The sequence below is a fragment of the Polaromonas sp. P4_F6 genome (genome assembly GCF_056401275.1).
The window spans coordinates 841400-868366 of record NZ_JBFUJQ010000001.1 but is presented as its reverse complement, the minus strand read 5'-3'; the positions used below and the strand labels follow the sequence as shown (position 1 = coordinate 868366).

20 protein-coding genes are annotated in these 26967 nt (G+C 65.2%); 12 read left to right on the top strand and 8 right to left on the bottom strand.

Annotation, left to right across the window (positions count from 1 at the left end):
• Positions 1 to 14: 14 nt before the first annotated feature.
• The 3 genes from AC1DUN_RS04125 to AC1DUN_RS04115 are packed head-to-tail and all read right to left on the bottom strand — an operon-like array spanning position 15 to position 2851.
• Positions 15 to 887 carry a phosphate/phosphite/phosphonate ABC transporter substrate-binding protein gene (locus tag AC1DUN_RS04125; RefSeq protein ID WP_477712831.1) on the bottom strand — a complete coding sequence of 291 codons (873 nt, stop codon included), beginning with the start codon at positions 885 to 887 and terminating at the stop codon, positions 15 to 17.
• The gene (locus AC1DUN_RS04120; RefSeq protein ID WP_477712830.1) at positions 884 to 1963 is read right to left on the bottom strand and encodes a hypothetical protein; all 1080 of its coding nucleotides are present in this window, start codon (positions 1961 to 1963) and stop codon (positions 884 to 886) included. Before AC1DUN_RS04120 ends, AC1DUN_RS04125 begins: the two co-directional genes overlap by 4 nt.
• Before the next feature lie 3 nt (positions 1964 to 1966).
• Positions 1967 to 2851: a phosphate/phosphite/phosphonate ABC transporter substrate-binding protein gene (locus AC1DUN_RS04115; protein WP_477712829.1), complete on the bottom strand. Its 885-nt coding sequence runs from the start codon at positions 2849 to 2851 to the stop codon at positions 1967 to 1969.
• A gap of 738 nt (positions 2852 to 3589) precedes the next feature.
• On the opposite strand from AC1DUN_RS04115, the gene AC1DUN_RS04110 reads away from it, so the two are divergent.
• The 3 genes from AC1DUN_RS04110 to AC1DUN_RS04100 are packed head-to-tail and all read left to right on the top strand — an operon-like array spanning position 3590 to position 6188.
• The gene (locus AC1DUN_RS04110) at positions 3590 to 4597 is read left to right on the top strand and encodes an ABC transporter substrate-binding protein (protein WP_477713125.1); all 1008 of its coding nucleotides are present in this window, start codon (positions 3590 to 3592) and stop codon (positions 4595 to 4597) included.
• 2 nt (positions 4598 to 4599) lie between these two features.
• Positions 4600 to 5424: an ABC transporter ATP-binding protein gene (locus tag AC1DUN_RS04105; RefSeq protein WP_477712828.1), complete on the top strand. Its 825-nt coding sequence runs from the start codon at positions 4600 to 4602 to the stop codon at positions 5422 to 5424.
• A complete protein-coding gene (locus AC1DUN_RS04100; RefSeq protein ID WP_477663583.1) occupies positions 5421 to 6188 on the top strand; it encodes an ABC transporter permease in 768 nt (255 codons plus the stop codon). Before AC1DUN_RS04105 ends, AC1DUN_RS04100 begins: the two co-directional genes overlap by 4 nt.
• A gap of 192 nt (positions 6189 to 6380) precedes the next feature.
• Here AC1DUN_RS04100 and cphA read toward each other — a convergent pair whose 3' ends face one another.
• Together cphA and AC1DUN_RS04090 are read right to left on the bottom strand one after the other, a co-directional pair.
• Positions 6381 to 8975, bottom strand: coding sequence for a cyanophycin synthetase (gene cphA, locus AC1DUN_RS04095; RefSeq protein ID WP_477712827.1), 2595 nt, complete (start codon positions 8973 to 8975; stop codon positions 6381 to 6383).
• Positions 8975 to 11188, bottom strand: a complete 2214-nt coding sequence (locus AC1DUN_RS04090) for a cyanophycin synthetase (protein ID WP_477712826.1) — start codon at positions 11186 to 11188, stop codon at positions 8975 to 8977. Before AC1DUN_RS04090 ends, cphA begins: the two co-directional genes overlap by 1 nt.
• A 333-nt stretch (positions 11189 to 11521) precedes the next feature.
• Here AC1DUN_RS04090 and AC1DUN_RS04085 point away from each other — a divergent pair, with 333 nt between their 5' ends.
• Together AC1DUN_RS04085 and AC1DUN_RS04080 are read left to right on the top strand one after the other, a co-directional pair.
• Positions 11522 to 13864 carry a cyanophycin metabolism-associated ABC transporter gene (locus AC1DUN_RS04085; protein WP_477712825.1) on the top strand — a complete coding sequence of 781 codons (2343 nt, stop codon included), beginning with the start codon at positions 11522 to 11524 and terminating at the stop codon, positions 13862 to 13864.
• Positions 13865 to 13878: 14 nt separating this feature from the next.
• On the top strand, positions 13879 to 14364 hold the full coding sequence (locus tag AC1DUN_RS04080) for a cyanophycin metabolism-associated DUF1854 family protein (RefSeq protein ID WP_477712824.1): 486 nt from the start codon (positions 13879 to 13881) through the stop codon (positions 14362 to 14364).
• Positions 14365 to 15067: 703 nt separating this feature from the next.
• On the opposite strand, the gene AC1DUN_RS04075 is transcribed toward AC1DUN_RS04080, so the two are convergent.
• Both AC1DUN_RS04075 and AC1DUN_RS04070 read right to left on the bottom strand, forming a co-directional pair.
• Positions 15068 to 15433, bottom strand: a complete 366-nt coding sequence (locus AC1DUN_RS04075) for an SPW repeat protein (protein ID WP_477712823.1) — start codon at positions 15431 to 15433, stop codon at positions 15068 to 15070.
• Positions 15434 to 15570: 137 nt separating this feature from the next.
• Positions 15571 to 17664, bottom strand: coding sequence for a putative bifunctional diguanylate cyclase/phosphodiesterase (locus tag AC1DUN_RS04070; RefSeq protein ID WP_477712822.1), 2094 nt, complete (start codon positions 17662 to 17664; stop codon positions 15571 to 15573).
• Positions 17665 to 18152: 488 nt separating this feature from the next.
• Between AC1DUN_RS04070 and AC1DUN_RS04065 the strand changes: the two genes are divergently transcribed.
• The 7 genes from AC1DUN_RS04065 (at position 18153) to AC1DUN_RS04035 (ending at position 24827) form a co-directional block, all read left to right on the top strand.
• Positions 18153 to 18446: a hypothetical protein gene (locus AC1DUN_RS04065; protein WP_477712821.1), complete on the top strand. Its 294-nt coding sequence runs from the start codon at positions 18153 to 18155 to the stop codon at positions 18444 to 18446.
• 101 nt (positions 18447 to 18547) lie between these two features.
• The gene (gene wecB, locus AC1DUN_RS04060) at positions 18548 to 19663 is read left to right on the top strand and encodes a non-hydrolyzing UDP-N-acetylglucosamine 2-epimerase (protein WP_477712820.1); all 1116 of its coding nucleotides are present in this window, start codon (positions 18548 to 18550) and stop codon (positions 19661 to 19663) included.
• A 24-nt stretch (positions 19664 to 19687) separates the two neighbouring features.
• The gene (locus AC1DUN_RS04055) at positions 19688 to 21067 is read left to right on the top strand and encodes a glycosyltransferase family 2 protein (protein WP_477712819.1); all 1380 of its coding nucleotides are present in this window, start codon (positions 19688 to 19690) and stop codon (positions 21065 to 21067) included.
• On the top strand, positions 21064 to 22104 hold the full coding sequence (locus AC1DUN_RS04050; protein WP_477712818.1) for a bactofilin family protein: 1041 nt from the start codon (positions 21064 to 21066) through the stop codon (positions 22102 to 22104). The genes AC1DUN_RS04055 and AC1DUN_RS04050 overlap by 4 nt, the downstream gene beginning before the upstream one ends.
• Positions 22101 to 23081: a hypothetical protein gene (locus tag AC1DUN_RS04045; RefSeq protein ID WP_477712817.1), complete on the top strand. Its 981-nt coding sequence runs from the start codon at positions 22101 to 22103 to the stop codon at positions 23079 to 23081. Before AC1DUN_RS04050 ends, AC1DUN_RS04045 begins: the two co-directional genes overlap by 4 nt.
• 67 nt (positions 23082 to 23148) lie before the next feature.
• Positions 23149 to 23979 carry a YaiO family outer membrane beta-barrel protein gene (locus AC1DUN_RS04040; RefSeq protein ID WP_477712816.1) on the top strand — a complete coding sequence of 277 codons (831 nt, stop codon included), beginning with the start codon at positions 23149 to 23151 and terminating at the stop codon, positions 23977 to 23979.
• Between the two features lie 8 nt (positions 23980 to 23987).
• Complete coding sequence (locus AC1DUN_RS04035; protein WP_477712815.1) at positions 23988 to 24827, top strand: hypothetical protein; 840 nt, start codon at positions 23988 to 23990, stop codon at positions 24825 to 24827.
• A gap of 19 nt (positions 24828 to 24846) precedes the next feature.
• On the opposite strand, the gene fusA is transcribed toward AC1DUN_RS04035, so the two are convergent.
• Positions 24847 to 26955 carry an elongation factor G gene (gene fusA, locus AC1DUN_RS04030; protein WP_477712814.1) on the bottom strand — a complete coding sequence of 703 codons (2109 nt, stop codon included), beginning with the start codon at positions 26953 to 26955 and terminating at the stop codon, positions 24847 to 24849.
• Between the last annotated feature and the right edge of the window lie 12 nt (positions 26956 to 26967).

The window sequence follows — 26967 nt, the reverse complement described above, 5'->3', positions numbered from 1 at the left end:
CGCGCCGATTCACCTCACTCGTGGGTGTAGTCCAGCAGGGCCAGGTATTCCTTGCGGTCGGCCTTGACCCACTGCTTGACGCCTATCTCCGACAGAATGCCGGCCGACTGGCTGTTCATGGCCAGCAGCGACTCCGTCAGCTTGCTGACCATGTCGGCCGGCACGCCGGGAGCGGCCAGCACGGACCAGTTCACCACAGGCTGGGTTTCACCGATGATGCGGCCGCCGCCTTCCTGCCATTTCCTCGCCAGCGTTGGATTGACCGCACCCACTTCGGCAAGGCCTGCCGCCACCTGGGCCGAGACGGAATCCTGGTAGCGCGTGTAGGAAATATAGGGCTCGCGCACATTCATGCGGCGGATCTCGGCGCGCGCAACCGCCACCGTGGCGGAAGACTCATCCGGCATCAGGATTTTTTTGCCGCTGAGCTGGCCGATGCTGGTGATCGGCGAATTGTTGTTCACGATAAACGCCGCCTTGTAAGGCTCGGGCCGGCGCACCAGGGGCTGGTAGCCCCCGTCGCGAACCAGCTTGGACAGCTGGTTGACGGATTTCCCGAAGATCATCAGCGGCTTTTGGTCCGACGATGCCTGCCGCACGAAATTCTGGATATCGATGACAGGATCGACGACCACCTGCTTGCTGCGGATCTGCCCGCCCAGGTAGTCGGCCCAGCCGCGGTAGCGCAGGGCCAGCATGGAAATGCTGAGGTCCGCCGTGACCGCCTCGTTGATCAGCAGCCGCCAGCGCTCCGCGCCACCGGCCTGCTGCTGGCTCCAGCTGATCGAGGGAAAGCCCTGCCAGGCCACGGCAGCCGCGGCGGCGCCCACCACGCCGCGAAGAACCGCGCGGCGACCGGTTACGTGTGACAGCAATGCAGTATTCATTTGATCACCTTCAAAGGGTTGATAGCGGATTGCACGGTCTTCTTTGCTGCCTCGTCCTCCCATTGCCTGGCAGCGGTCAGGCTTGCCTTGAATGCCAGCGCACTCTCAAGCAGCCACTTCTTGTTGTCTTCGGACAGGGCGTAGCTCAACCTGAACTCGTCCATGGGCATGCGGTCCTCCCGCACGGCCTTGATCAAGCGGTCCACTTCGGCCGCGGCATGCGCGGGCGTCGACAGCAGCACCAGGCGGCTCATCTTGTCGGGGTTGTTGGGCACATGGCAGTTCACGCACTGCGACTCGCGCATCTGCGCCGCCAGGTCCCGGTAGCGTTTGTCCACGCTGCCCAGATAGGGGTTTTCCGGCCGGTACAGGCCGTCGAACAGGGTCACCGCCGGCTGGGTGTGGCCTTTTTCGTCGGTCCACAGCCAGGGGCCCTGGTATTTCTCATGCTGCACCGCCACCACCGGCTGCAGCAGCGGTGTGGGCGCCACGTCGGTGAACTGCGCCACCTTGATGGTCGCCGTTTCGGGGCTCATCCACAGCATCATGCTGCGGGCGTTCTCGTACATGGCCCACTTGGCCTCGTCGTGCCAGAACGGGTAGGGAAACTGGCCCGGCGCCAGGCGGTTGCGAAAAGCCGCTTCCAGCCGCACCAGGAACATCTTCTCGTCGGCCACCCATTCCACGGTATGCCGGCCGTTGAACATGAACAGCGGCGCATACATGCCGGTCCAGGCGTCCGGCGCGAACTGCGTGAGGTTGGTCTGGCGCAGCGTGGCGTTCTCTTTTTTGTTCTGCCGGCCCCACAGCATGATGGGCGCCACGTGCGCGCGCAGCTGGCTGGGGCCGAACAGGGCTTGCCGGCACTGGTTGTAGGCGCCGACATCGCCGGCCGGCGCCAGGGGGCAGTTGCTCGCGAGTTCCGCGGCGATTTCCGCCGCGGCCCGCTCGATGTTGGGCGGCACGGCCCTTTTGTCCTGGGCCTGCGCGCCGCAGGAAAGCGCCAGCACGGCGGCCAGCAACCCGCTTCGCCATGCGGACGGCGAAAGCAGCTTCGTTCGAATCAACACGTCCATTTTTTACTCCCTCGTGTAGTCCAACAAATCCAGGTAATCCTTTCTTTCGGCTTTGGCCCAGGCCTTCACGCCCATCGATGCCATGACGGCGCTGCTTTCGGGATTGGCGGCCAGCAGCGCATCGCGCAGCTGCTGCACCATGTCCGCGGCCACGCCGGGACCGGCCAGAATCGACCAGTTCACGACCGGCTGCGTTTCAGCCACCACGCGCCCGCCGTCTTCCACCCACTTTTTGGCGATGGTGGGGTTGACCACGCCAATCTGGCCCATGCCGGATTTCACGAACTGCGCGACTTCCTCCTGGAAGCGCACATGCGTCACGCGGATCTGGCCGAGTTTTTGCCGCCGCAGTTCCGCCAGGGCCACCGCGCTGGTGGCCGCGAACTCGTCGGGCATGATGACCTTTGAGTCGGCCGCATCCGTGAGGGTTTTGATCGGGGAATCCTTGGCCACGATAAAGGCCGCCTTGTAGGGGTCGGCGCGCCGCACCACCGGCTGGTAGCCGTTGTCGCGCACCAGCTTGGCCAGCTGGTTGACGGACTTGCCGAAGACGAACTCGGGCTTGCTGGCGCCCTGGGCCACCGCCATGAAGCGCTTGATGTCGACCATGGGCTCCACCACGATGGGCCGGCCCTTGAGCTGGGCGGTGATGAAATCGGCAACAGGCCGGTAGCGGTTGGTCAGCACAAAGGAGTTGGTGTCACCACCCACGGCTTCATTGATCAGAAAGCGCCAGTTGCCCCCTCCCGCCCCCGTGGCCGCCGGCTTTTTGCCGGCTGCCGCGGCCTGGGCCCAGGCACTGCCCGCTCCCCCCATCCCCCCTGTCAGGACCCCCAGGCCCAGGATAGACAACATCTGGCGGCGCAGCAGCGAAAAAGGCGTTTTCATGAAATCCCTGTCTGAATACATCGTTGTTAGATCGCTTCAGCCGCCGCCCCAAAGGCTTTGCTAGGGCCAGGAGCTGTACGGCCTTGCGGCTTAATCCCTCTCACACGATGGCACTCTATGGACGGGCCGCGAAAATAGTCAAAGACTGCCTGGGGGTGCTTTCCTGTCAGGACTGACAGGTAAAAGCGGGTGGAGCCCACGCATGCAGGCCCACCGGCCCCGATCAAACGTAAACAGCTGTAACGACAGCTGTCATCCCCGGGCCCCTGATCGCCGCGCGGACACGCTTCTTTTTGAATCAGTCAAGGCTGCACCCCGGGGCCGCGTAGCGGCAGCAGGATCATGGGGCGGAGAGCCGGCAAGCGCATGCGCCAAAAATATGACAAATATGACAAGCGCAATCACCCAATTCCATTCGTGAGAAATTACAAGCTGCGAGCATTGACAGCAGTCGAAGGGCATATCTGTTGCGCTTTAGCCAACGCGCGCCGCCAGCTTGCCGAGCCCGCCGGTCCGGAAGACAACAGCGGGCTCCTCGCGTCAAGCCGAAAGTTCGACTCCGCAGGCACGGCAGGCACTGTTTTTGCTGTATCGTTTTGGGGTTTGCCTTGCTTCACGGCCGCAGCCTCTTCCGTGGAATCCGCCTGCCGCCCCTTTCGCTCCTCTTTTCGCCACCCCTACAAGAAATTTCCCGATATGAAAAATCGCGCTTTTGCCCTCCCCCGCCTGGCCGCCCTGATGACCGGGGCCGTGCTTGTCCTGACGGCCCTGGGCGCGCAGGCGCAGAACACGCCCATCAAATTCCAGCTCGACTGGCGTTTTGAAGGCCCTTCCGCGCTTTTCCTCACGCCGGTGGCCAAGGGCTACTTCAAGGCCAACAAGCTGGACGTCACGGTGGACGCCGGCAACGGCTCGGGCGGCGCGGTCACGCGCGTGGCCTCGGGCACCTACGACATGGGTTTTGCCGACCTGGCCTCGGTCATGGAGTTTCACGCCAACAACCCCGACGCGCCCAACAAGCCGGTGGCGGTGATGATGGTCTACAACAACACGCCGGCTTCGGTGATGGCGCTCAAGAAGTCGGGCATCAAGACACCGGCCGACCTCAACGGCAAAAAAATGGGCGCACCGGTGTTCGACGCCGGCCGCCGCGCCTTCCCGGTGTTTGCCAAGGCCAACAAGGTCACCGGCTTCCAGTGGGTCACCATGGACCCGCCGCTGCGCGAAACCATGCTGGCGCGCGGCGAGGTGGATGCCATCACCGGCTTTACCTTCACCTCGCTGCTCAATCTCGAGGCGCGCGGCGTCAAGGCCGAGGACGTGGTGGTACTGCCCTATGCCGACTTCGGCGTGAAGCACTACGGCAATGTGGTGATCGCCTCGCCCAAGCTCATCAAGGAGCACCCGGAGGCCATCAAGGCCTTCCTGCAGGCCTTCACCAAGGGCGTGAAAGACGTGGTGGCCGACCCGGCCGCCGCGATTGAATTCGTCAAGGCGCGCGACGGCATCATCAACGTGCCGCTGGAAGTGCGCCGCCTGCGCCTGGCCATAGACACCGTGGTCAACAGCCCCGACGCGCGCGCCGAAGGCTTCGGCCAGGTAAAAGCCCCGCGCCTCACGCTGATGGCCTCGCAGGTGTCCGACGCCTTCGGCACCAAGACCCGCGTCGACCCTGCGCTGGTGTGGAACGGCAGCTTCCTGCCCACGGCGGCTGAACTCAATGTATTGCCGGTGCCCAAGAAATAAGCATGTCCCTGGCTACAGCCGACTCCCATCACTTCGTTGATTTCAGCGACGTCTGGCTTGCGTATAACGACGAGCTGCTCGCACGCAAACAATTTTCCGTCGAGGCCATAGACCTGCAGGTGCGGCAGGGCGAGTTCATCGCCATCGTCGGGCCTTCGGGCTGCGGCAAGTCCACTTTCATGAAACTGGCCACGGGCCTGAAGATGCCCTCCTCCGGCCGCATCCTGATCGACGGCCGGCCCGTGACCGGGCCGCTCAAAATTTCAGGCATGGCCTTCCAGGCACCCTCGCTGCTGCCCTGGCGCACCACGGTGGGCAATGTGCTGCTGCCGCTGGAGATCGTCGAGCCTTACCGCAGCCAGTTCAAGGCCAGGCGCAAGGAGTTCGAGGAACGCGCACGCCGCCTGCTGCAAAAGGTGGGCCTGGCCGGTTATGAAGACAAATTCCCCTGGCAGCTCTCGGGCGGCATGCAGCAGCGCGCCAGCATTTGCCGCGCGCTGATCCACGAGCCCAAGATGCTGCTGCTCGACGAGCCCTTCGGCGCGCTGGATGCCTTCACGCGCGAGGAACTCTGGTGCATCTTGCGCGACCTCTGGACCGAGCAGCGCTTTAACGTGATCCTGGTCACGCATGATTTGCGCGAGTCGGTGTTTTTGGCCGACACGGTGTACGTGATGAGCAAAAGCCCGGGCCGTTTTGTCGTCAGGCGCGAAATCGACCTGCCGCGCCCGCGCGACCTGGAAGTCACTTACACCAGTCAATTCAGCGACATCGTGCACGAGCTGCGCGGCCACATAGGCGCGGTGCGCGGCGGGGCCGCGCCATGACCCTGAACAACAAACAGCTGGAGCGCTGGGCGCCCTGGGCGCTGCTGGCGGCCGTGGTCTTGCTGTGGCAGCTGGTGTGCAGCATCTTCACGGTGCCTGAGTTCATTTTCCCCGCGCCACTCGCGATTGCCCAGGCCATGGCCGAGTTCGCCACGCCGATCGCCGAAGCCGCCTGGAAAACCTTCTGGGTCACCCTGGTCGGTTTCGGCCTGTCCATCATCGTCGGCGTGCTGCTGGGTTTTTTAGTCGGCTCCTCGCGACTGGCCTATGCGGCGGTGTACCCGCTGCTGGTGGCTTTTAACGCCGTGCCCAAGGCCGCGATTGTCCCCATCCTGATCGTCTGGTTCGGCATAGGCATAGGCCCCGGCATCCTCACCGCCTTCCTGATCTCGTTCTTTCCCATCACCGTCAACATGGCCACGGGTCTCGCCACGCTGGAGCCCGAACTCGAGGACGTGCTGCGCGTGCTGGGCGCCAAACGCTGGGACGTACTCGTCAAGGTCGGCCTGCCGCGCTCCATGCCCTACTTCTTTGCCTCGCTCAAGGTTTCCATCACCTTGGCCTTTGTCGGCACGGTGCTGGCCGAAATGACGGCCGGCGACTCGGGCATTGGCTACTTGATGCAGAGTGCCGGCTCGCAACAACGGCTGGCCTTGGCTTTTGCGGGCTTGGTGGTAATTGGGGCGATGGCGATGGCGATGTATGAGTTGTTTAGTTATGTTGAGAAACATACAACTGGGTGGGCTCATCGGGGGTCGCATTAAGCCGAGGCTTGTCCCGTCAATGCGCTCTTTGCATAGGCTTGCTGGCCGGGGTTGCCCGGCGGCAACTCACTTTCTTTTGCTTCGCCAAAAGAAAGTAGGTCGCCCGCCGGGGCGAGACCCGGCCAGCAGCTCACAGCAGAGGAAAGAGGAGGATGAAGAGGAAGAGCGCGAAGGCCGGAGCAAGCCCCGGCCTCAGTGCGCTACTTTTTCCTTGGCTTCCCTGACCCGAGCAGCCAAATGCTCAAGCGCTTCCTGCACCTGGTCCACCAGCACCAGGCAAAGATCGCCCGGTGACAGCCGCTCGAGCGCGGTGTCGATCGCCAGGAACTCACCGCGTATCTCATCGATGCGCCGGGTGCGGGCCGCACCTTCCAGCCCCTGGCGCAGCAAGGCCATGACCTCGCCGTCGGCGCGGCCGCGCTGGGCGGCGTCCTGGTAGAGGATGACGTCGTCGAAGGCGCTGCCCAGGATGATGGTCTGGTCGCGGATGTCGCTGTCGCGGCGGTCGCCGGCGCCGCTGATGACGACGCTGCGGCGCTGGCCCGGCGTGGCGGGCATGGCGTCGACGGCGGCGACCAGGGCGCGCATGGCGTCCGGGTTGTGGCCGTAGTCGGCGATCACGGTGGCGCCCTTGTAGTCCATGACGTTGAAGCGGCCGGGCGCGTTGTGCGCGTCGTTGACGAAGCTGGCCAGGCCGCTCTTGATGGTGTCCCAGTTCAGGCCCGCGCCCCAGGCGGCGGCGACGGCGGCCATGACGTTCTCGACCTGGAAGCTGATGCTGCCGCCGCGTGTGACGGGCACGCCCTGCAGCGGGATGCGCTCGACCCAGGCGCCTTCGGCGGCGACCAGCACGGGGCCATCGATGTAGACGGTGCGTTTGCCCTGGGCGCGGTGCGTGGCCATGAGCGGGTGGTGGCGGTCGGCCGCGAAGAAGATGACCTTGCCGGGGCAGGTGGCGGCCATGTCGGCGACGATGGGGTCGGCGGCATTGAGCACGGCGTAGCCGGTGTTCGCGACGTTCTGCACGATGACGCGCTTGAGCACGGCCAGGTCTTCGACGGTGGTGATGTAGTTCAGGCCCAGGTGGTCGCCGCTGCCGATGTTGGTGACGACGGCAACCTGGCAGCGGTCAAAGCCCAGGCCTTCGCGCAGCACGCCGCCGCGCGCGATCTCGAACACGGCCGCGTCGACGTCGGGGTGCATGAGCACATTGCGCGCGCTCTTGGGGCCGCTGCAGTCGCCGCTGTCGGTCTGCCGGCCGTTGATGTAGACGCCGTCGGTATTGGTCATGCCGGTGCGCAGGCCCTCGGCGGCCATCAGGTGGGCGATCAGGCGCGTGGTGGTGGTCTTGCCGTTGGTGCCGGTCACGGCAACGATGGGGATGCGGCCGTTGTCGCCAGGGGGGAACAGCTCGTCGATCATGGCCACGCCGACGGCGCGGCCCTTGCCGTAGGAGGGCGACAGGTGCATGCGCAAGCCGGGCGCGGCGTTGACTTCGACGACGCCGCCGTTTTGCGATTCGAGCGGGCGCAGCATGCTTTCGCAGACCACGTCGACGCCGCAGATGTGCAGGCCCACCATTTGCGCGGCGGCCACGGCGCGCGCGGCAACCGAGGGGTGCACGTCGTCGGTGACGTCGGTGGCGGTGCCGCCGGTGCTGAGGTTGGCGTTGTTGCGCAGGATGACGCGCCTGCCCTTGGCGGGAATCGATTCGGGCGTGAGCTCCTGCACTTCCAGGCGCGCGACGGCGATGTCGTCAAAACGGATCTTGGTCAGCGAGGTGGCGTGGCCTTCGCCGCGCCGCGGGTCCTGGTTGACGATGTCGACCAGCTCGCGCACGGTGTGCAGGCCGTCGCCCACCACCTGCGGCGGCTCGCGCCGCGAGGCGGCGACCAGCTTGTTGCCGACCACCAGCAGGCGGAAGTCGCTGCCGGGCAAAAATTTCTCGACCATGACCTCGCCATGTTCGGCGGCGGTCTTGTAGGCGACTTCCAGGTGTTCGCGCGTGTTGATGTTGACGGTCACGCCCTTGCCCTGGTTGCCGTCCTGCGGCTTGACGACCACCGGCAGGCCGACCTGCCGGGCCGCGGCCCAGGCGTCGTCAACGTCGGTGACGGGCCGGCCCAGCGGAACCGGCACGCCGGCGGCGCGCAGCAGCTTTTTGGTGAGGTCCTTGTCCTGCGCGATGGATTCGGCCACCGCGCTGGTGGAATCAACCTCGGCAGCCTGGATGCGGCGCTGCTTGGCGCCCCAGCCGAACTGCACCATGCTGCCCTTGGTCAAGCGGCGATACGGAATGCCGCGCGCGACGGCGGCGTCGACGATCGCGCCGGTGCTGGGTCCCAGGCGCTCGTCCTCGTCAAGGTCGCGCAGCTGGGCGATGGCGGCCTCGAGGTCGAAGGCAGTGTCGCGCAGGGCCGCGTGGATCAGGGCCTGGGCCAGTTCAACGGCCAGGCGGCCCACGGCTTCCTCGCTGTATTCGACGACGACCTGGTAGGTGCCGGCTTCCACAGTGGCGGCCGTGTGGCTGAAGGTGATGGGGCAGCCGGCAGCGGTTTGCAGCGCCAGCGCGGCGGCTTCGAGCACATGGGCCAGCGAGACCGGGCCGGCGTGGCCGGTCTGGCGCAGCGCGCCCATGCCGGGAAACAGCGCGCGCACGCGCGGCTCGAAGCCGGCCAGGCCGGCGATGTTGCACTCAACGGCGCCGCAGGCCACGATGGCTTCGAGCGCGGTGTGGCGGCTCCAGAGGTTGGGGCCGCGCAGGGCCCGGATGCGGGACACTTCCATTATTCGGCACTCCCGGCTGTTTTAGGGGTGGTTTCAAAGGCTTCCATGCCGGCGCCTATCAGGTTGAGCGGAATGCCGAGGGCCCAGGCAGCGCCCACGGCCGCCAGCAAGGCGTCTTCGGTCAGGCCGCGGCGCTCGCGCCAGGCGCCCAGCTTGCCCAGGCCGGGCAAAAAGGCCTCGCTGGCACCGGTGGCCAGCACCACCTGGTCCTGCCGCACATACAGCGCGCGGCCGCCCTGGGCGCAATGCGCGGCGATGGCCGCGGCCTTGGCGTCGATGCTGTAGAAGATCACTTCGCCGTCGCAGAGCTCGGCCATTTCGGCAATGCGCGGGTCGCCGGCGTTGAGCACGGCGGCGCCGCCGGGCAGCACCACGTCGACCTGCGAGCGCATGACCTTGAACATCTGCTCGTCTTCGGTGATGTCAAACTCGGCCAGGCCCTGGGCGCCGCCCAGGTCGGTGACCACGCCGACCTGGCATTTGTCATAAGGCAGGCCGGTGCGCAAAATCGTGTCGGCGCCGTTTTCAAACACGGCGGCCTGCACCGCGCGGTTGATCAGGAGGCGCTGGCCGGCTTCCCAGTTGGCGCAGTCGGAGGCGTCCACGCAGCGCTGGTCCAGGAAGAGGCCGGCCTGGCAGGCCAGGCCGGTGTGCCGGCCCGACAGGTGCAGCAGCCAGGCCACCAGCCGCGCGACGCGGTAGTTGCCGGCGGAGCCGGCGATGCCGACGATGGGGATGCGGCCGTCGTTGGGGTTGTCGCTGTCGGACGAATGCGGGAACAGGTGGTCGCAGATGGCGCGGCCCACCGGGCGCGGCGCGCCTTCGGCGGGTTTGAGGTGCATCAGGAGGCCCGGGCCGGCGTTGACTTCGACAATCGCGCCGCCCTGCTCGTGCAGCGGGCGCGAGATGTCCTGCGCGACCACGTCGACGCCGGCGATGTCCAGGCCCACCACGCGCGCGGCCAGCGAGACGATGTGATCGACCTCGGGGTGGACGGCGTCGGTGCAGTCCAGCGCCACATTGCCGTTGCGCTGTATCAGCACCTCGCGGCCGGCGGCGGGCACGGCGTCCGGCGCCAGGCCCTGGCGCTGCAGGTCGAGGATGACCGCGCCGTCTTCGGCGGTGTTGATGCGGCCCAGCGGGAAGTCCTCGCCCACGCCGCGGCGCGGGTCGGTGTTGAGCTGGGCGTCGACAAGCTGCGACACCGTGGAGCTGCCGTCGCCGGTCACCCAGGCGGCTTCGCCGCGCGCGGCGGCGACGACGCGGCCGCCGACGACCAGCAGGCGGTGCTCATGGCCGCGCACAAAGCGCTCGACCATGACCTCGCTGCCGTGGCGGGCGGCCACCGCGAAGGCGGCCTCGATCTCGGCGCGGGTTTTGAGGTCCAGCGAGACGCCGCGGCCGTGGTTGCCGTCGGAGGGCTTGACGACCACCGGCAGGCCTATGTCCTCGGCCGCTTCCCAGGCCTCTTCGGCCGTGGCGACGATCTCGCCCTCGGGCACGGGCACGCCGCAGGTGGCCAGCAGGCTTTTGGTGAGGTCCTTGTCGTGGGCGATGCCCTCGGCGATGGCGCTGGTCAGGTCGGTTTCGGCTGTCCAGATGCGGCGCTGGCTGGCGCCGTAGCCCAGCTGCACCAGGTTGCCCTCGTTCAGGCGGATGTGGGGGATGCGGCGGTCGGTGGCGGCGGCCACGATGGAGGCGGTGCTGGGGCCGAGGTAGCAGTCGTCGACCTTGTCGCGTATCGCGTCGACGGCGGCCTGCACATCGGCCGGGCCGTAGGGCGTGGCGTTGATGGCGGCCATCAGCAGGCGGTGGCCCTCGGCCAGCGCGGTGCGGGCGACCTGCTCGTCGCGCGCGCGGAACACCATACGGTAGACGCCGCGCTGCGAGGTGCTGCGCGTCTGGCCGAAGCCGGTGGGCATGTCGGCCAGGTTGAGCAGCTCGATCACCACGTGCTCCAGCACATGGCCGGACCAGGTGCCTTCGCGCAGGCGCTGGATGAAGCCGCCGCGCTCGCCCACGCCGCAGTGGTGCTCGAGCAGGGCCGGCAGCAGCGCGACCAGGCGGTCGTTGAAGCCCGGCAGCTCGTTGGAGGGGAAGTCCTCGAGTTTGCCGAGGTCCAGCCAGACCTCAAGCACGGCCCGGTAAGTCCAGATATTGGGTCCGCGCAAGTAGTTGATGCGCAGCAGCTTGATGTCGTCCTGAGGGCTCATGGTTCGCAGCATGGTCGGCCAGGCAGGGCGGCCGCACCCGTCGGTGCAAAGCGGCGGTCCTGGCCGATGAATTTCAGTGTGAGGCCGGTGAAGGCCCCTGTGGATCCCTGTATGTCTCGTTATGTGCGTTGTGTCTTTGTTCTTATCGCGAACGAGCCTGGCTGGGGGTGGGGGCCGGCAGCCGGTTTCGCCATTTTCGGGGATTGAGGGTCAAATTTGTCGTTCCAGGCCGCATTCGGCGAAAATCCCCTGTTCGGGTTCCCCACGCGCGAAGACAAAACCTGCGAAAACCCAGCCGCGCCAGATGCGGGACGCCAAGAATTCACCAACACAATGCAACACAAACACCCGGCAGACGACTCCAGCCTAACCGACCCCGCCTTGGCGGGGCTTCGCTCACAACTTGCAACCCAGGAAAACGTTCTGTGTACGCTTACGGTTGACTTGGACAGCCAACTTCGTTTCGCCACCGGCCTGCTGGCCCTGACGGACCGCCGCCTGCTGGCCCGCGGCCCCGGCGGTGAATGGGCGTCCTGGCCTACGGTGGACGCCACCGGCAAGGGCCTGGCCGGCCTGTCGCTGCGCCATTTCGACCATGCCGGCGTGGGCACGCTGGAGCTGCACCAGGACGGCCGGCGCCTGGCCGGCTGGCGCTTTACCCTGGGCGCCAATGTGCAGGCGCTGCGCCTGGTGCGGCTGTTCGTCCAGCAGCAGGCCGCCCAGGGCCTGGCCGAGGCGCCCCCGGCCGACGAGGCGGCGCTGTGCCCCGAATGCGACCTGCCGCTGCCGCCCGACAGCGAGGAATGCCCGGCCTGCGCCCGCGAGCTGCACACGCCGCCCTCCACCTGGGTGCTGCTGCGCCTCTGGCGTTTTGCCCACCCCTACCGCCACCAGCTGCTGGCCGGGTTTCTACTGACGCTGGCCTCCACGGCCGCCACGCTGGTGCCGCCCTACCTGACCATCCCGCTGATGGACGACGTGCTGATCCCCTTCCAGAACGGCCAGCAGATAGAGCCCTGGAAGGTCGGCGCCCTGCTGGGCGGCCTGCTGGGCGCGGCGCTGCTGGGCTGGGCGCTGAACTGGGCGCGCACCTATCTGCTGGCCCTGGTGTCCGAGCGCATAGGCGCCGACCTGCGCACCGCCACCTTCGACCACCTGCTGGAGCTTTCGCTGGACTACTTCGGCGGCAAGCGCACCGGCGACCTGATGTCGCGCATAGGCTCGGAAACCGACCGCATCTGCGTGTTTTTGTCGCTGCACGCGCTGGATTTCGCGACCGACGTGCTGATGATCGTGATGACCGCGGTCATCCTGTTTTCCATCAATCCCTGGCTGGCGGTGGTGACCCTGCTGCCGCTGCCCTTCATCGCCTGGATGATCCACGTGGTGCGCGACAAGCTGCGCACCGGTTTTGAAAAGATAGACCGCGTCTGGTCGGACGTGACCAATGTGCTGGCCGACACGATTCCCGGTATCCGCGTGGTCAAGGCCTTTGCCCAGGAAAAGCGCGAAGCCCAGCGTTTTCGCGAGGTCAACCAGCACAACCTGGCCGTCAACGACAAGCTCAACAAGACCTGGTCGCTGTTCACGCCCACGGTCTCGCTGCTGACCGAAGTGGGCCTGCTGGTGGTGTGGGCATTCGGCATCTGGCTGGTGTCCCGGCAGCAGATCACGGTCGGTGTGCTGACGGCGTTTATCGCCTACATAGGCCGCTTCTACGGCCGGCTCGACTCCATGAGCCGCATCGTCTCGGTCACGCAAAAGGCCGCGGCCGGCGCCAAGCGCATCTTCGACATCCTGGACCATGTCTCCAACGTACCCGAAACCGCCAACCCGGTGAAGACCGGCGTGCTCGAGGGCCGCATCGACATGAAGAACCTGGGCTTTCGCTACGGCAACCGCTCGGTGATCCGCGGGCTGGACCTGCAGATACGGCCCGGCGAGATGATAGGCCTGGTGGGCCACAGCGGCTCCGGCAAAAGCACGCTGGTCAACCTGATCTGCCGTTTCTACGACGTGAGCGATGGAGCGATCAGCGTGGACGGCACCGACATACGCCGCTTCGGCGTGGCCGACTACCGCCGCCACATCGGCCTGGTGCTGCAAGAGCCCTTCCTCTTCTTCGGCACGATTGCCGAGAACATCGCCTACGGCAAGCCCGGCGCCACACGCGCCGAGATCGTCGCGGCCGCGCGCGCCGCCCATGCGCATGAATTCATCCTGCGCCTGCCGCAGGGCTATGACTCGCTGGTGGGCGAACGCGGCCAGGGCCTGTCGGGCGGCGAGCGCCAGCGCATCTCGATTGCGCGCGCGCTGCTGATAGACCCACGCATCCTGATCCTCGACGAAGCCACGTCCTCGGTCGACACCGAGACCGAAAAGGAAATCCAGCGCGCCCTCGACAACCTGGTGCAGGGCCGCACCACGATTGCGATTGCCCACCGCTTGTCGACGCTGCGCAAGGCCGACCGCCTGGTCGTGATGGACCGCGGCCAGGTGGTCGAAGTCGGCCCGCACGACGAACTCATGGCCCAGCAGGGCGCCTACTGGCGGCTGTATGAAGCCCAGGCGCGCCAGGTCGACAACGAAGAAGGCGGCCTGGAAGCCGAAGAGCGCCGCATCGCCGTGGCCACCTCGCAGATCGCCCATGCGGCCCAGCACGTCAACAACGCATAAGCCAGGAAATCGCCATGACTGATTCCACCACCCCAGGCTCATCCCTGCCGCTGGCGCGCGACGCCTCCGGCCGCCTGGTCTTTATCGACGCGGCCGGCCAGCCGCATGCCGGCGTGGTGCCGGTGCGCGCCTTCCCGATTGCCGCCCCCGACGAAGGCATCTCGCTGGTCAACACCGAGGGCCACGAAGTTGCCTGGGTAGACAGCCTGCGGGCCGTGGCGCCGGCGGCGCGCGCGCTGCTCGAGGAAGAACTCGCGCTGCGCGATTTTGTGCCCGAGATCACGCGGCTCAAAAGCGTCTCCAGCTTCGGCACGCCCAGCGTCTGGACGGTCGAGACCGACCGGGGCGAGACTTCGTTCATCCTCAAAGGTGAGGAGGACATACGGCGGCTGGCGCGGACCGGGCTTTTGATTGCCGGCAGCCAGGGGGTGCAGTACAGCGTGCGCGACATGACGGCTTTGGATCGCGCGTCACGTCGGCTACTGGAGAGGTTTCTTTAGCCGGGTCTTGCTCCGGCGGAGGCGCTCTTCCCCTTCTTTCCTTCTCCTCTCTTCGTCTTTCTGGTTTCTCTGCTGAGGCTTGCTGGCCGGGGTTGCCCGGCGGCAACTCACTTTTCTTTGCTTCGCCAAAGAAAAGTAAGCAAAAGAAAGGCGACCCTGGTTGCTGCGTCCCTCCGCTTCGCTACGGGCAACCTGCGGTGCTCGGTTCAGGCGGGGTCTCGCTCGAACTCGCTACGCTGCGCTTCGCTCAGACAATCGCGATCCCTTATCCGCCTGAACCTSCGCTCCTCGGCGCATMCACAAGGGGTGGGGACAGGAATACCAAACAGCCGAATACCCGAAGAAACAAGGACACGCCATGGCGTGTCCTTGTTTGTATTTGTCTTGGTTTCTTTGTCTTCTGTCCCCGCTCCCGATTGCCCCGTCCTGGCTGGGCCGAGGAGCGCAGAGACAAGCGGATCAGGGCTGGCGTTGTCTGAGCGAAGCGCAGCGGAGCGAGTTTAGCCAGACCCCGCTTGGCTCGAGCACCGCAGGTTGCCCGGAGCGAAGCGAAGGGACCCAGACTGCGGGTCGCCTTTCTTTTGGGTACTTTTCTTTGGCGAAGCAAAGAAAAGTGCCTCGCCCGCCGGGGCGAGACCCGGCCAGCAGCCCTCAGTAGAGAGAGCAGAAGAAGAGTCCGCGCCCGCCGGCGCAAGACCCGGCCTCAATGCGCGTGATGATGCTCTCTCCAGACCTTGAACTTGTCATAAAGCACCCGCTCCAGGGCCCAGCCCGAGGTCAGTGCCACCACCAAGCCCATGAGCAGCGCATTGAGCAGGGCGTTGTCGTGCCCGCTGTAGCCCCAGACCCAGGGCGAGATCATCAGGCCCACGCCCAGCAGGACGTTGGCCCAGTCATCCATGTGGTTGGGAAGAAAGAGGTCTTGCGATGCGAGGACGATGATGGCAACGCCCACCACCACCGAGCACCATGCGGCCGCCGCGGGCAGCGCCAGCGCCCAAGGCGCGATGCACAGCCAGAGCCCCGCGAAAATCTCCAGCCTGTCTTGCCAACGATTGAGGGTATCCATGACAACCTCCGTGTGTAGCCAAGGGAATTTCAGTGTAGAACTCCGGCAGAAATACGCAACGGGCGCCGGCAGACCCTGAGGGCGTAGATGTTTTTGCCTTCCTGGCGCCATCCTTCGCAGCAATGCACGCGCCGCCCTCACGCCCTCTTGCCCTGCATGAAACTTTCAAGTTCCTCGATGGGGAGCGCCTTGCAAAACAGGTAGCCCTGGTAGCAACCGCAGCCGTGGCGCGCCAGGAATTTGCGCTGGGCTTCGGTCTCCACGCCTTCGGCCATGACGCCCAGGCCCAGGCTTTGCGCCAGGCCGATGATGGTGCGGGCGATGGCGGCGTCGTTGGGGTCCGTCAGGACGTCCTTCACAAAACTGCGGTCGATTTTCAGCTGGTCCAGCGGCAGGTGCTTGAGGTAGGAGAGCGCCGAATAGCCCATGCCGAAATCATCAATCGACAGGGTGACGCCGGCGCGTTTGAGAATGCCCATCTTGGCGATCGTGACCTCGATATTCGAGGCCAGCAGGCTTTCGGTCAGCTCCAGTTTCAGCCTGTGGGCGCTGATGCCCGCTTCAGCAATCGCGGCCATCACCAGCTCCACAAAATCGGGGTGCCGGAACTGGCGCACGCTGACGTTGACGGCAATGCTGAGGCCGGCGGTCTCCGCGCGCCCGGCCCAGGCGGCCAGCTGTGCACAGGCCGTTTCCAATACCCATTTTCCGAGCGGCAGGATGAGGCCGCTTTCCTCCGCCTGCGAGATGAATGCATCGGGCGGCACCAGTCCGCGCTGCGGATGCCGCCAACGGACCAGGGCCTCCACCCCGACCATCAGTCCTTCGCTGCCCACCTGGGGCTGGTAGTGCAGCAGGAATTCCCGGTTGCGCAGGCCCTGGCGCAGTTCCACATTGGTGGCGGCGTTGGCGGTCGCTGCCGCCTGCATCTGCGGGTCGAAAAAGCACAGGGTGTTGCGGCTCGCCGCCTTGGCGCCGTACATCGCCAGGTCGGCCTGCTTGAGCAGGTCGCCTATGCTTTCCTGCTGCTGGCTGAAGAGGGTGATGCCTATGCTGCAGGTGGCATGGTGCTCGTGGCCCGCCAGGTCATAAGGTTCGCTCAGTGCCGCCAGGATTTTCTCGCCGACCACCCGGGTGCCCGCGATGGCGGTTGCGGGTTGTTCGCCCTGGTCTTCGAGCAGGACCACAAATTCATCACCCCCGAGCCGGGCCACCGTGTCGTTGTGCCGGACACATGCCTGCAGGCGCGAGGCCACCTTCTGGAGCAGCAGGTCGCCCTTGGAGTGGCCCAGCGTGTCGTTAAGGACCTTGAAGTGGTCGAGGTCGATGAACATCAGCGCGCCTATCCGCGAGTGGCTCGAGCCGCCCGCCAGCGAACTCTGGAGCCTGTCCATCAGCAGCTGGCGGTTGGGCAGCTGGGTCAGCGCGTCATAGAAGGCCAGGTGTTCGATCTCGTCTTTGGCCGCCTTGCGTTCGGTGATATCGCGAAAGTACACGGCAAGCCCTTCCTCAAAGGGGTAGGCGCGCAACTCCAGCCACTTGCCGAATTCCGCGTAGAACTCTTCAAACTCCACGGGCTGGCCGTTGGCCAGCGCGCGGCTGAGCTCCCGCCGCAGGCGCCCGCCGCGATTTGCGTGGACCGCCTGCCAGAGTGTCTGGCCCAGCAAGTCCCGGCTTTTGCGGCGCAACAGGCGTTCGCTCTCGGGGTTCACATAGGTAAAGCGGCCCTCCATGTCCAGCGTGGCAAAGGCATCCGTGATGCTGGCCAGGGTGGTGCTCAGGCGCATGGTCAGGCGCAAGGCGTCTTGCTCCGCCTTTTTTTTGTCGGTGAGATCATGCAGTATTCCCTGTATGCGCACGACCCGGCCGGATGCGTCACACAGCGCTTCGCCCAGGGAACGCATCCACAGCTGCCGCCCGCCAGCCGCAATCACCTGGGCTTCTTCGTCGAAGGGCGTGCCGTGTTCCATGCAGGCCTCGAACGCGCCGGCCATCAGCACGCGGGATTCCGGTGCGTAGAAAGCAAGCGCATCCTCGAACGACGGCGCCGCCGCGGGCGCAATCCCGAGCAGGGTTGCCAGCTGGGCGGTCCATGTGAAGCGGCGCGCGGGCAAGTCCACCGCCCACGCGCCGGCCTTCGCGGCCCGTTCGAGCAAGTCCAGCATTTGCGCCCCCGCATCCGCGGGGTTGTAGTCCAGCTGCACCGGAAACAGTGAGAGGTGTTTGTCCATGGATCAGCCGGCCCACCGCGCGGCGGACCCAAGCGAGTCATTTTTTTCGGTGCGTTTGTTTGCTGCCAGCTGAGCGATGAATGCCATAGAGGTTCCGGTTGTTGCGCCGGTTGCCCTCCAGGACAAATCGACCCAAAGATCACAACAGCTTGGCGCGCCCGCGGCTGACATCTATTGACGCCCAGCGCGGTAGGACAAGCGCAGATCAACCTAAGCCCGCAGCGAAAGCCCCGTGATTCCGGCTTGTTGGTTCGCTGGCGCACAGACGGCGGGAACGTGCAAGGCGCATCTTTGGGCCGCGATGAAAGTGGCGTGAAGCGGGCCAATTGCAGGCCAAGCGGGTGGCGGGGGCTCCTCGTCCTACAGCCGGCGGCGGCTTTCCCTCAGTGTTTCCTCTGGAATCGCTTCTTACATTGATATTTGTACTTAAGTTTTCAATTAAGGCGAATTGAAAACGGAACCAACTCAATATTTAGCAGGAAGTAAACATGGATACAACCCTCGATCAGCTCAACGGCTACCCGGACATCGGTGCTTTGCGGCCCGTGCTGCTCTCCATTTGCTCCCGGTTCGGCTCTATTGCCCGGCTGGACATTCTTGCCGCGGGACACGCCGGAAAACGCCAGGCGCTGTGCTTTCTGCGCATGGATTCCGCCGAGCAGGAGCAGCAGCTGATCAGCGAACTCGGCGTCGGCCGTTTTGGCGGCGATCTGGTGGTGATCGTGGATCTTCACGGCCAAGAGGCTGCAAGCAACGCGAGCATTGCGGCCCACGCCGCGTGAGCTTCGGGCTTTACCCGGGCCTCTTTCATTTCTCCCCCTTTCTCTTTCGTTTGCCGCTTCCAGGCCGATGAACCCGTCCATCCCCCTTCAGAAGCAGGCATATGCACAACATCCTTATCGTCTCGGGCACACGCCCCGAAATCATCAAGCTCGCACCGGTCTACCACGCGCTGCGTGAAGCCCCCTGGGCCCGCGTGCAATGGCTGCACACCGGCCAGCACGCTGAAATGGCCCAGCAGGTATTTGACTGCTTTGATGTGACGCCTGACATCTCTCTGAAGCGCGCCGGCGCCAGCCTGGTCGAGTTCAGCGCGGGCTGCAGGCAACAGCTGGACGTGGTGATGCAGCAGCAGGCCTGGTCCCTCGTCATTGTTCAGGGCGACACCGAAAGCGCCTTTCAGGGCGGGCTCGCCGCCTACTACCACCGCGTTCCGCTGGCGCATGTCGAGGCGGGGCTTCGCACGTACAACCTGAACCGTCCTTTTCCCGAAGAAGGCTTGAGGCAGATGATCAGCCGCCTCGCGCAGTTTCACTTCGCACCCACACAGGGCGCCGAGGCGGCGCTGCAGGCCGAGGGCATTGCCGATTCGAAAATCCATCTCACAGGCAACACCGTGATCGACGCCCAGCGCTGGGCCTGCAAACGCCACGGCATCCGCCGGTCGGTGCCGGGGCGCGGCCATCTGCTGGTGACGGTTCACCGGCGCGAGAACTGGGGTGACGATGTGGCCGAGATCTGCCATGCCATCGCCGAGATCGCCCGGCAGCAGCCTGAGCTGGAAGTGCTGTTTCCGGTGCACCTGAACCCGGTGATCCAGAAGCCCGTCAACGCCATCCTGGGCGGCCTGCCCAATGTCAGGCTGGTGCCGCCGCTGGATTACACGCAGATGCAGCAGGCGCTTGTCGATGCCTGCCTGTTGCTGACCGACTCCGGCGGCCTTCAGGAAGAGGCGCCTACCTTCGGCGTTCCGGTGCTGGTGTTGCGAGAGGAAACGGAGCGGCCCGAAGCGGTTCAGGCCGGTTGCGCCCTGCTGATCGGTGCGTCGCGCCCGGTGATTGTGCGGGAGACACTTCGTCTTTTGACGGACACGGCGGCCTACACGCGGATGTCGCAGGCCGGAAACCCCTTCGGCGACGGCGCCGCGTCGCAGCGCATCGTCGAAGCACTGGCGCGCAGCCTGGCTGATGAAGCCGTCGCCTTGCCTGAACTGGCCTGAGCGGCTGTGAATGGAACAAGCCTCATGAAACACTTCCTCTCGCGTACCAGCCTGGCTATTTTTATCAGCCTGGCGGCCGCATTGCCGGCTTTCGCGCAACCGGAAGACGCGCAGGCTCTGGTGCCCGCATTCAAGACCTACCCGGTCGCCGCCGTGATGGCGTCGCTGCTGTTTCTGATCGTGCTGGTCATGATGCTGTACGGCCTGCGGCATTTCATGTTCACCATGAATCGCCTGACCGGCGTGCAGCGCCACCCCTACATCGATATCAGCGTGGCCTCGTGGCCGATGATCACCGTTTTCATCGCGGCCCATAACGAGGAAAAGGTGATCGCAGGCTGCATGGAAGCCTTGCTCAATACCGATTACCCGCACGAGCGGCTCAAGATCATTCCCGTCAACGACCGCTCCCAGGACGGGACAGCCGGGATCATCGACGAGTACGTGGAGCGCCACCCTTCGCGCATCTGGCCGTTTCACCGGGTCGGCGGCAAGGCCGGGAAATCCGCCGCCCTGAAGGACGCGCTGGCTTTCGCGCAAGGCGATATCGCCATCATTTTTGACGCCGACTACGTGCCCGGCCGGGGCCTGCTCAAACAGCTGGTGGCGCCGTTTTTTGACCCCGAGGTTGGCGCCGTGATGGGGCGCGTGGTCCCCGCCAACAGCGGCGTGAATTTGCTGACGCGGCTGCTCGACCTTGAGCGATCGGGCGGCTACCAGGTGGACCAGCAGGCGCGCATGAACATGAACCTGATGCCGCAGTACGGCGGCACGGTGGGCGGGGTGCGCCTGTCCGCCGTGGCGGCCGTGGGCGGCTGGCACGACGACACGCTGGCCGAAGACACCGACATCACTTATCGCCTGATGTTCAACGGCTGGAAAACGGTTTACACCAACCGCAGCGAATGCTACGAGGAGGTGCCGCAAGACTGGAGCGTGCGCATCAAGCAGGTGACAAGGTGGGCCAAGGGGCACAACCAGGTGATGTCCCGCTACTGGTGGAAATTCGCCACCAGCACCTACCTGACCGGTGCCCAGCGCCTTGATGGCTTGCTGCTGCTTTTTGTGTTCGTGGTGCCCCTGGTGATGCTGGTGGGCTGGTGCCTGGCCCTGGGCCTTTATTTCCTGAATGCGGGTTCCTTGTTGTCGGTGTTGATCCCGGTTTTTGCGCTGATGGTTTACGGCACCCTGGGAAATTTCGCGGCCTTCTTTGAAATCGTGATCGCCGTGCTGATCGACGGCAACCGCAAGCGCCTTCGCCTGCTGCCTTTCAACATGCTGGGCTTCCTGGTCAGCCTGTTCGCGATCTCCGGCGCCGTCTGGAGCTTGTTGCTCGACCGTGTCCTCAGCCGCGAAATGGTCTGGGACAAAACCATCCGCTATCGCGAGGCCCCCCTGAAATGACACCCAATTACCTGACCTACGCCGCTTTCGCGGCGGTATGCCTGCTGCTGTTGACTTTGCCGTTTGTTCCGGCATTCCGCGAGTGGCTTTACCCGTCGGATGCCGAGCCGCTGCCGGTGTCCGCCCACTACACCAGCGACATCGACCACTTCGCGCGCCGCCTGCGCGCGGACGCCATGGCAAAGCTCGGGGCCGGCCCTTCCACGGGTTATGAGGAATTCGACTTTGTGGCCGACTCGGCGACCGACATGGATTGGCGCCGGGCGGAAAAGCGGCTGATCTCGCGCGCCGGCATCGACAGCGCGGGGGCCGTTCGAAGCCTGCAGCCGGTCTACGTGGACGGCAGCTTGCGGGCCGGGGCCGACTCCGCGTTTGCGGCCCTGTACGCCACGGGCGATGTCGCATTGGGGCCGCACAGCGAGATCAGCGATTGGGTGCATGCCGACGGCGTTGTCCGCCTCGGGGCGAACAGCATAGGGCTCAGGAGGATATCCGCGGGAGGCGCCATTGAACTGGGTACCGAAACCTGGTTCGAGCGCCTGCACGCGCCGGTGCTGCGTTTTGGCTCGCATGTCAGCACCGTGCCGCAGCCGCAAACCTATGAGCAGTCGCCGGCGGGCTACGCCGACCTGCCGGGTGCCATCCGCCAGACGCCCGAGCTCTACCTCATTCGGGGGGACTGCGCGCTGCCCCCCGGCAAGACCTACCAGGGCTCGCTGGTGGTGACCGGGTTTCTCACTGTAGGCGCGGCGACCACCATTTTTGGCGACGTCAAGGCGCGCGACGGCGTGAGCATTGGCCCGCGAGCGTCCGTGCGGGGCGCCCTGACCTGCGAGAAGCGGATTTACGTTTTCGCCGATGCGCGTGTCTGGGGTCCGCTTATTTCAGAGAGTGATGTGTTGATAGGCGCCGGCGCCGTGATCGGGCTGCCGCACGCGCAGACCACCGTGAGTGCCGCCAACCTCATTGTGGAAGACGGCGTGACCGTGTACGGAACCTTGTGGGCGCACGAGATCGGCATGGTCAAACCCCTATGAGCCTCAAAAGCCTTTTATGCTCAGGCGCCGTGATGCTGCTGGCCGGTGCCGCAAGCCTTGCGACGGCCGCGCCTGCGCTGGTTCTGCAGGGCTACGCCGATGAGGCCGGTGCCATCACGGTCTTGAACGGCGGGAACTCCGTCGATCCCTATTTCGCGATGCAGGCGCTGCTGCTGGCGCATGACAACGGCATGGACGTTTCGGCGCCCGCCGGGAAGTTTGCCGACTGGCTGGTGCCCAGGCAAAAACCCGACGGCACTTTCGACAGGTTTTGCAGGGATGCGGCCGGACACTGGGCGTCCTGCAACGCGGCGGACGCCGACGATTCCCTGCTTGCCATGTGGATGCGCCTGCTGGAGACCATGCCGGAGAAGCTGGGCAAAAACCCCTTGTGGCTCAAGAGCCACGCGACCAGCAAGGCCGCGCTGGAGCATCTGTTCCAGCCTTCGCGCGGCATTTACATGGTGTCTCCGCTGGTGCTGCACGGGCTGTTCATGGACAACCTGGAGGTCTGGTCGCTCAAGGCGCAGCGCAAGCCGGCCGCGCAGGCCGAGGCGGACAGGCTGGCCAAGGCGATACGCGACACCTTCTGGAATCCCGTTGACAAGCACTTCCTGGTGTCAACCCAGCTGGAGCAGCGCTCCGAAAAGCAGGCCTTCTACCCCCACCAGGTGGCGCAGATATTTCCCTTGCTGCTGGACTTTCCGCTGCTGCCCGCCGAGGCGGGTTCTTACTACCGCGCGTGGATGGCGGCACACCGCGCCGAATGGCTCAGCCAGGGCAAGGCGGACTACCCATGGGGCCTGCTCGCCGTGCTCGCGATGCGGCAGGGCGACACCGCCAGCGCACGCTGCTGGTTGCGGGAGGCGGCGCCTCTGCGCCACTCTTCACGATGGGCTGTCACTGACGAGGCAGCCTTGCAGATCGTGCTCAGCAAAGGCCTCAAGCCGGCGGCCAAAGAAGCCAGCTGCGGATGACAGCCGCCCAAGCTTGAAGACGCCACGGCCGGCCCTTTCTTTTTTTTCCCTTTTCGAGAGGAGCAGCATGCTCAAGAAAACCCTTTATTTCCCGCTGTGTGCGATGCTCTGTGCCGCGCCGGCCTTTTCCCAGCCGTTTCCCGCCGACCAGCAAGGCGCCGCCCCCGCGCTTGCGGCGCCGGTGCCCGCGGAGCCCGTGCGAAGCCTGGAATTGAGCACCGGCGCGCAGAGCCTCAGTGGCGGCTACGGAAACTGGAATGACCTCACCTTGCGAGGCGCCTACGGCATGTCGCGCCACACGTTTCAGGCCGAAGCCTCCGTCCAACGCCGCTTCAATGAAGACGGCGCTTTCATCGGGCTGGGCGACACCTACACCTTCAATGAAGACTGGTACGGCTCGCTCGCCGTGGGCGCGGGCGACGGTGCTTTTTACCTGCCGCGTTACCGGGCCGATGCAACGCTTTACCGCAAATTCCTGCCCGGGCGAAATCTCGTCGGCAACATCGGTATCGGGTACTACAAAGCCCCTGACGGCCACAGCGACCGCAGTGTTTCCCTGGGCGCGGCTTACTATTTCGAGGCGCCCTGGATTGTTGAAGGCGGTGTGCGGCTCAACAGCAGCAACCCCGGGGCTGTGCGCACCCAGCAGCAATTTGCCGCGGTGACCTATGGGCGCGACAAGCAGGACCTGGTCACTGCGCGCTACGCCTGGGGTGGCGAGGGCTATCTTGCGATCGGGCCCAACACACAACTGGTGAACTTTGACAGCCGGGAGGCCAGCATTGCCTGGCGGCACTGGCTGAACCCGCGTACCGGCATCCTGGTGGGGGCGAACCGCTACAGCAACCCGCTGTATCGCCGCACCGGCCTGAACGTCGGAATCTTCCACAACTTCTGAAGGCCGCCATGAGCACCCGAGCAAATTCCGTATCGGCGCAAGCGCGCGAGCATGACCAGGTCTTCCATAAAACCTTTGATGCCGCACGCCGAGCGCGAGCGCTTCGGGTCAAGGTGCGGCCGCACCGGGCCATCACGCCGCTACGGGTGACCCCGTACCTGGCGGCGCAGGCCGTTGTGCTGCCGATACTGCTGTGCGGGTTTTTGCTGTGGGCCAAGCCCCTGCTGCTGGATTTCTGGCGCAACTGCATCCTGTTCTGGTCCGCCAGGCTGGATTTGCCGTTCAGCCTGACGGCCCGCGCCAATGAGGCGGGACAGCACCCCTTGCTCATGGGCGTGGTCTCGGAAGGCGCCCCCATGCCCGGCCAGACCACGCTGGTGGTGACCGCCCTGGTGACGCTGGCCGCGTTCGCGCTCTCGCTGAACATGAAGGACGCGAAGCTGCCGCTCAAATACCCGGTACGCATCGTCTGCGTGCTGCAGTTCATCGCGCTGGCCTATTTCTGGTTCTCACCGTCCGATTTCCCCTACAGCATAGGCCGCCATAGCGAGGAGCTCATGACCATAGGCTACGGCGTCATGGTGGCGACGCCGGTGATGCTGGCGATGGGCTACTACATCCTGAACCAGAGCCTGCTGACCAAGCTGCTGCATACCGTGCTCATCCTGGCATTCTTCGCGATCCTGGTTCCCCACCAGGTGCTGGCCCAGGCCTTCATCATGCAGCACCTGTCCGTGCTGTTCATGCCCGTGCTCTACATTTGCTTCGGCGCGGTGTTTGACGCACTGATATTTGTGGCGCTGTATTCCTGGGCCGTCAGCAACGCGCCCATGAAAGCCACCACCTGATCGCCCGCGCCTAGCCGCCCTAACCGCCCTTGCCGCGCATGATGGCCGCGGCCACGTCGGACGTGGTTTCAGCGTAGCGCTTGAACTCCATGGTGTAGGTCGCGCGGCCCTGGGTCAGCGAGCGCAGGGTGGTGGAATAGCCGAACATCTCCGACAGCGGAACCTCGGCGCGCACCAGCTTGCCGCCGCCGCCCGCGATGTCCTCCATGCCCTGCACCATGCCGCGCCGCGACGAGAGGTCGCCCATCACATTGCCCATGAAGTCTTCGGGCGTTTCCACCTCCACCGCCATCACGGGTTCCAGCAGCACAGGCTTGGCGCGGCGCATGGCCTCCTTGAAGGCCAGCGAGCCGGCCATGCGGAAGGCGTTCTCGTTGGAGTCCACGTCATGGTAGGAGCCGAACACCAGCGTGGCCTTCACGTCCACCACCGGGTAGCCCGCGAGCACGCCGGCCTTGAGCGTCTCCTGTATGCCCTTGTTGACGGCGGGAATGTACTCGCGCGGGATCACGCCGCCCTTGATGGCGTCGACGAACTCATAGCCCTTGCCTGAAGGCTGCGGCTCCAGGTTGATTACCGCGTGGCCGTACTGCCCGCGCCCGCCCGACTGCTTGATGAACTTGCCCTCGACGTCGTTCACCGCCTGCCGTATGGTTTCGCGGTAGGCGACCTGCGGCTTGCCGACATTGGCCTCGACGCCGAACTCGCGCTTCATGCGGTCCACCAGGATTTCCAGGTGCAGCTCGCCCATGCCCGAGATGATGGTCTGGCCCGACTCCTCGTCCGTGTGCACACGGAAGGACGGGTCCTCCTGCGCCAGGCGGTTCAGCGCGATGCCCATTTTTTCCTGGTCGGCCTGGGTCTTGGGTTCCACCGCCTGCGAGATCACCGGCTCGGGGAACACCATCTTCTCAAGGATGATCACGTGGGCCGGGTCGCACAGCGTGTCGCCGGTGGTCGCGTCCTTCAGGCCCACGGCCGCCGCGATGTCGCCCGCGCGCACTTCCTTGACCTCGTTGCGTTCATTGGCGTGCATTTGCAGGATGCGGCCCAGCCGTTCGCGCTTGCCCTTGACGGGGTTGTAGACCGTATCGCCGGCTTTGACTACGCCCGAATACACGCGAAAGAAAATCAGCTGGCCGACGTAGGGGTCGGTCATGATCTTGAAGGCCAGCGCCGAGAAGGGCTCGTCGTCGTTCGGGTGGCGCTCGGCCTCGCCCACGTCATCCTCGGTGTGGCCCAGGATGGCGGGCACATCCACCGGCGAGGGCATGTAGTCGATCACCGCGTCCAGCATGGCCTGCACGCCCTTGTTCTTGAAGGCACTGCCGCAGAGCATGGGCACGATCTCGTTGGCGATGGTGCGCTGGCGCAGCCCTTGTTTGATCTCATCCTCGCTCAGGGGCTCGCCCGCCAGGTATTTGTTGAGCAGCTCGTCATTGGCCTCGGCGGCCGCCTCGATCATTTTGGTGCGCCATTCGTTGGCGGTTTCCAGCAGTTCCGCCGGGATGTCGCCGTACTCGAAGTGCACGCCCTGGCTGGTGTCGTCCCAGATGATGGCCTTCATCTTGACGAGGTCCACCACGCCCTGGAAATGCTCTTCCGCGCCCACCGGGATCTGCACCGGCACGGCCACGCCCTTGAGGCGCTCGCTGATCTGGCGCTGCACGCGGAAAAAGTCGGCGCCCACGCGGTCCATCTTGTTGACGAAGGCCAGGCGCGGCACTTTGTATTTGTTGGCCTGGCGCCAGACGGTTTCCGACTGCGGCTGCACGCCGCCCACGGCGTCGTAGACCATGACGGCGCCGTCGAGCACGCGCATGGAGCGCTCGACTTCGATGGTGAAGTCCACGTGGCCCGGGGTGTCGATGATGTTGATGCGGTGCTCGGGATAGTTGCCCGCCATGCCTTTCCAGAAGGCCGTGGTCGCGGCCGAAGTGATGGTGATGCCGCGCTCCTGCTCCTGCTCCATCCAGTCCATGGTGGCCGTGCCTTCATGGACCTCGCCTATCTTGTAGTTCACACCCGTGTAAAACAGGATGCGCTCGGTCGTGGTGGTCTTGCCGGCGTCGATGTGCGCACTGATGCCGATATTGCGGTAGCGCTCTATGGGGGTATGGCGGGGCATGCTGAACTCCTT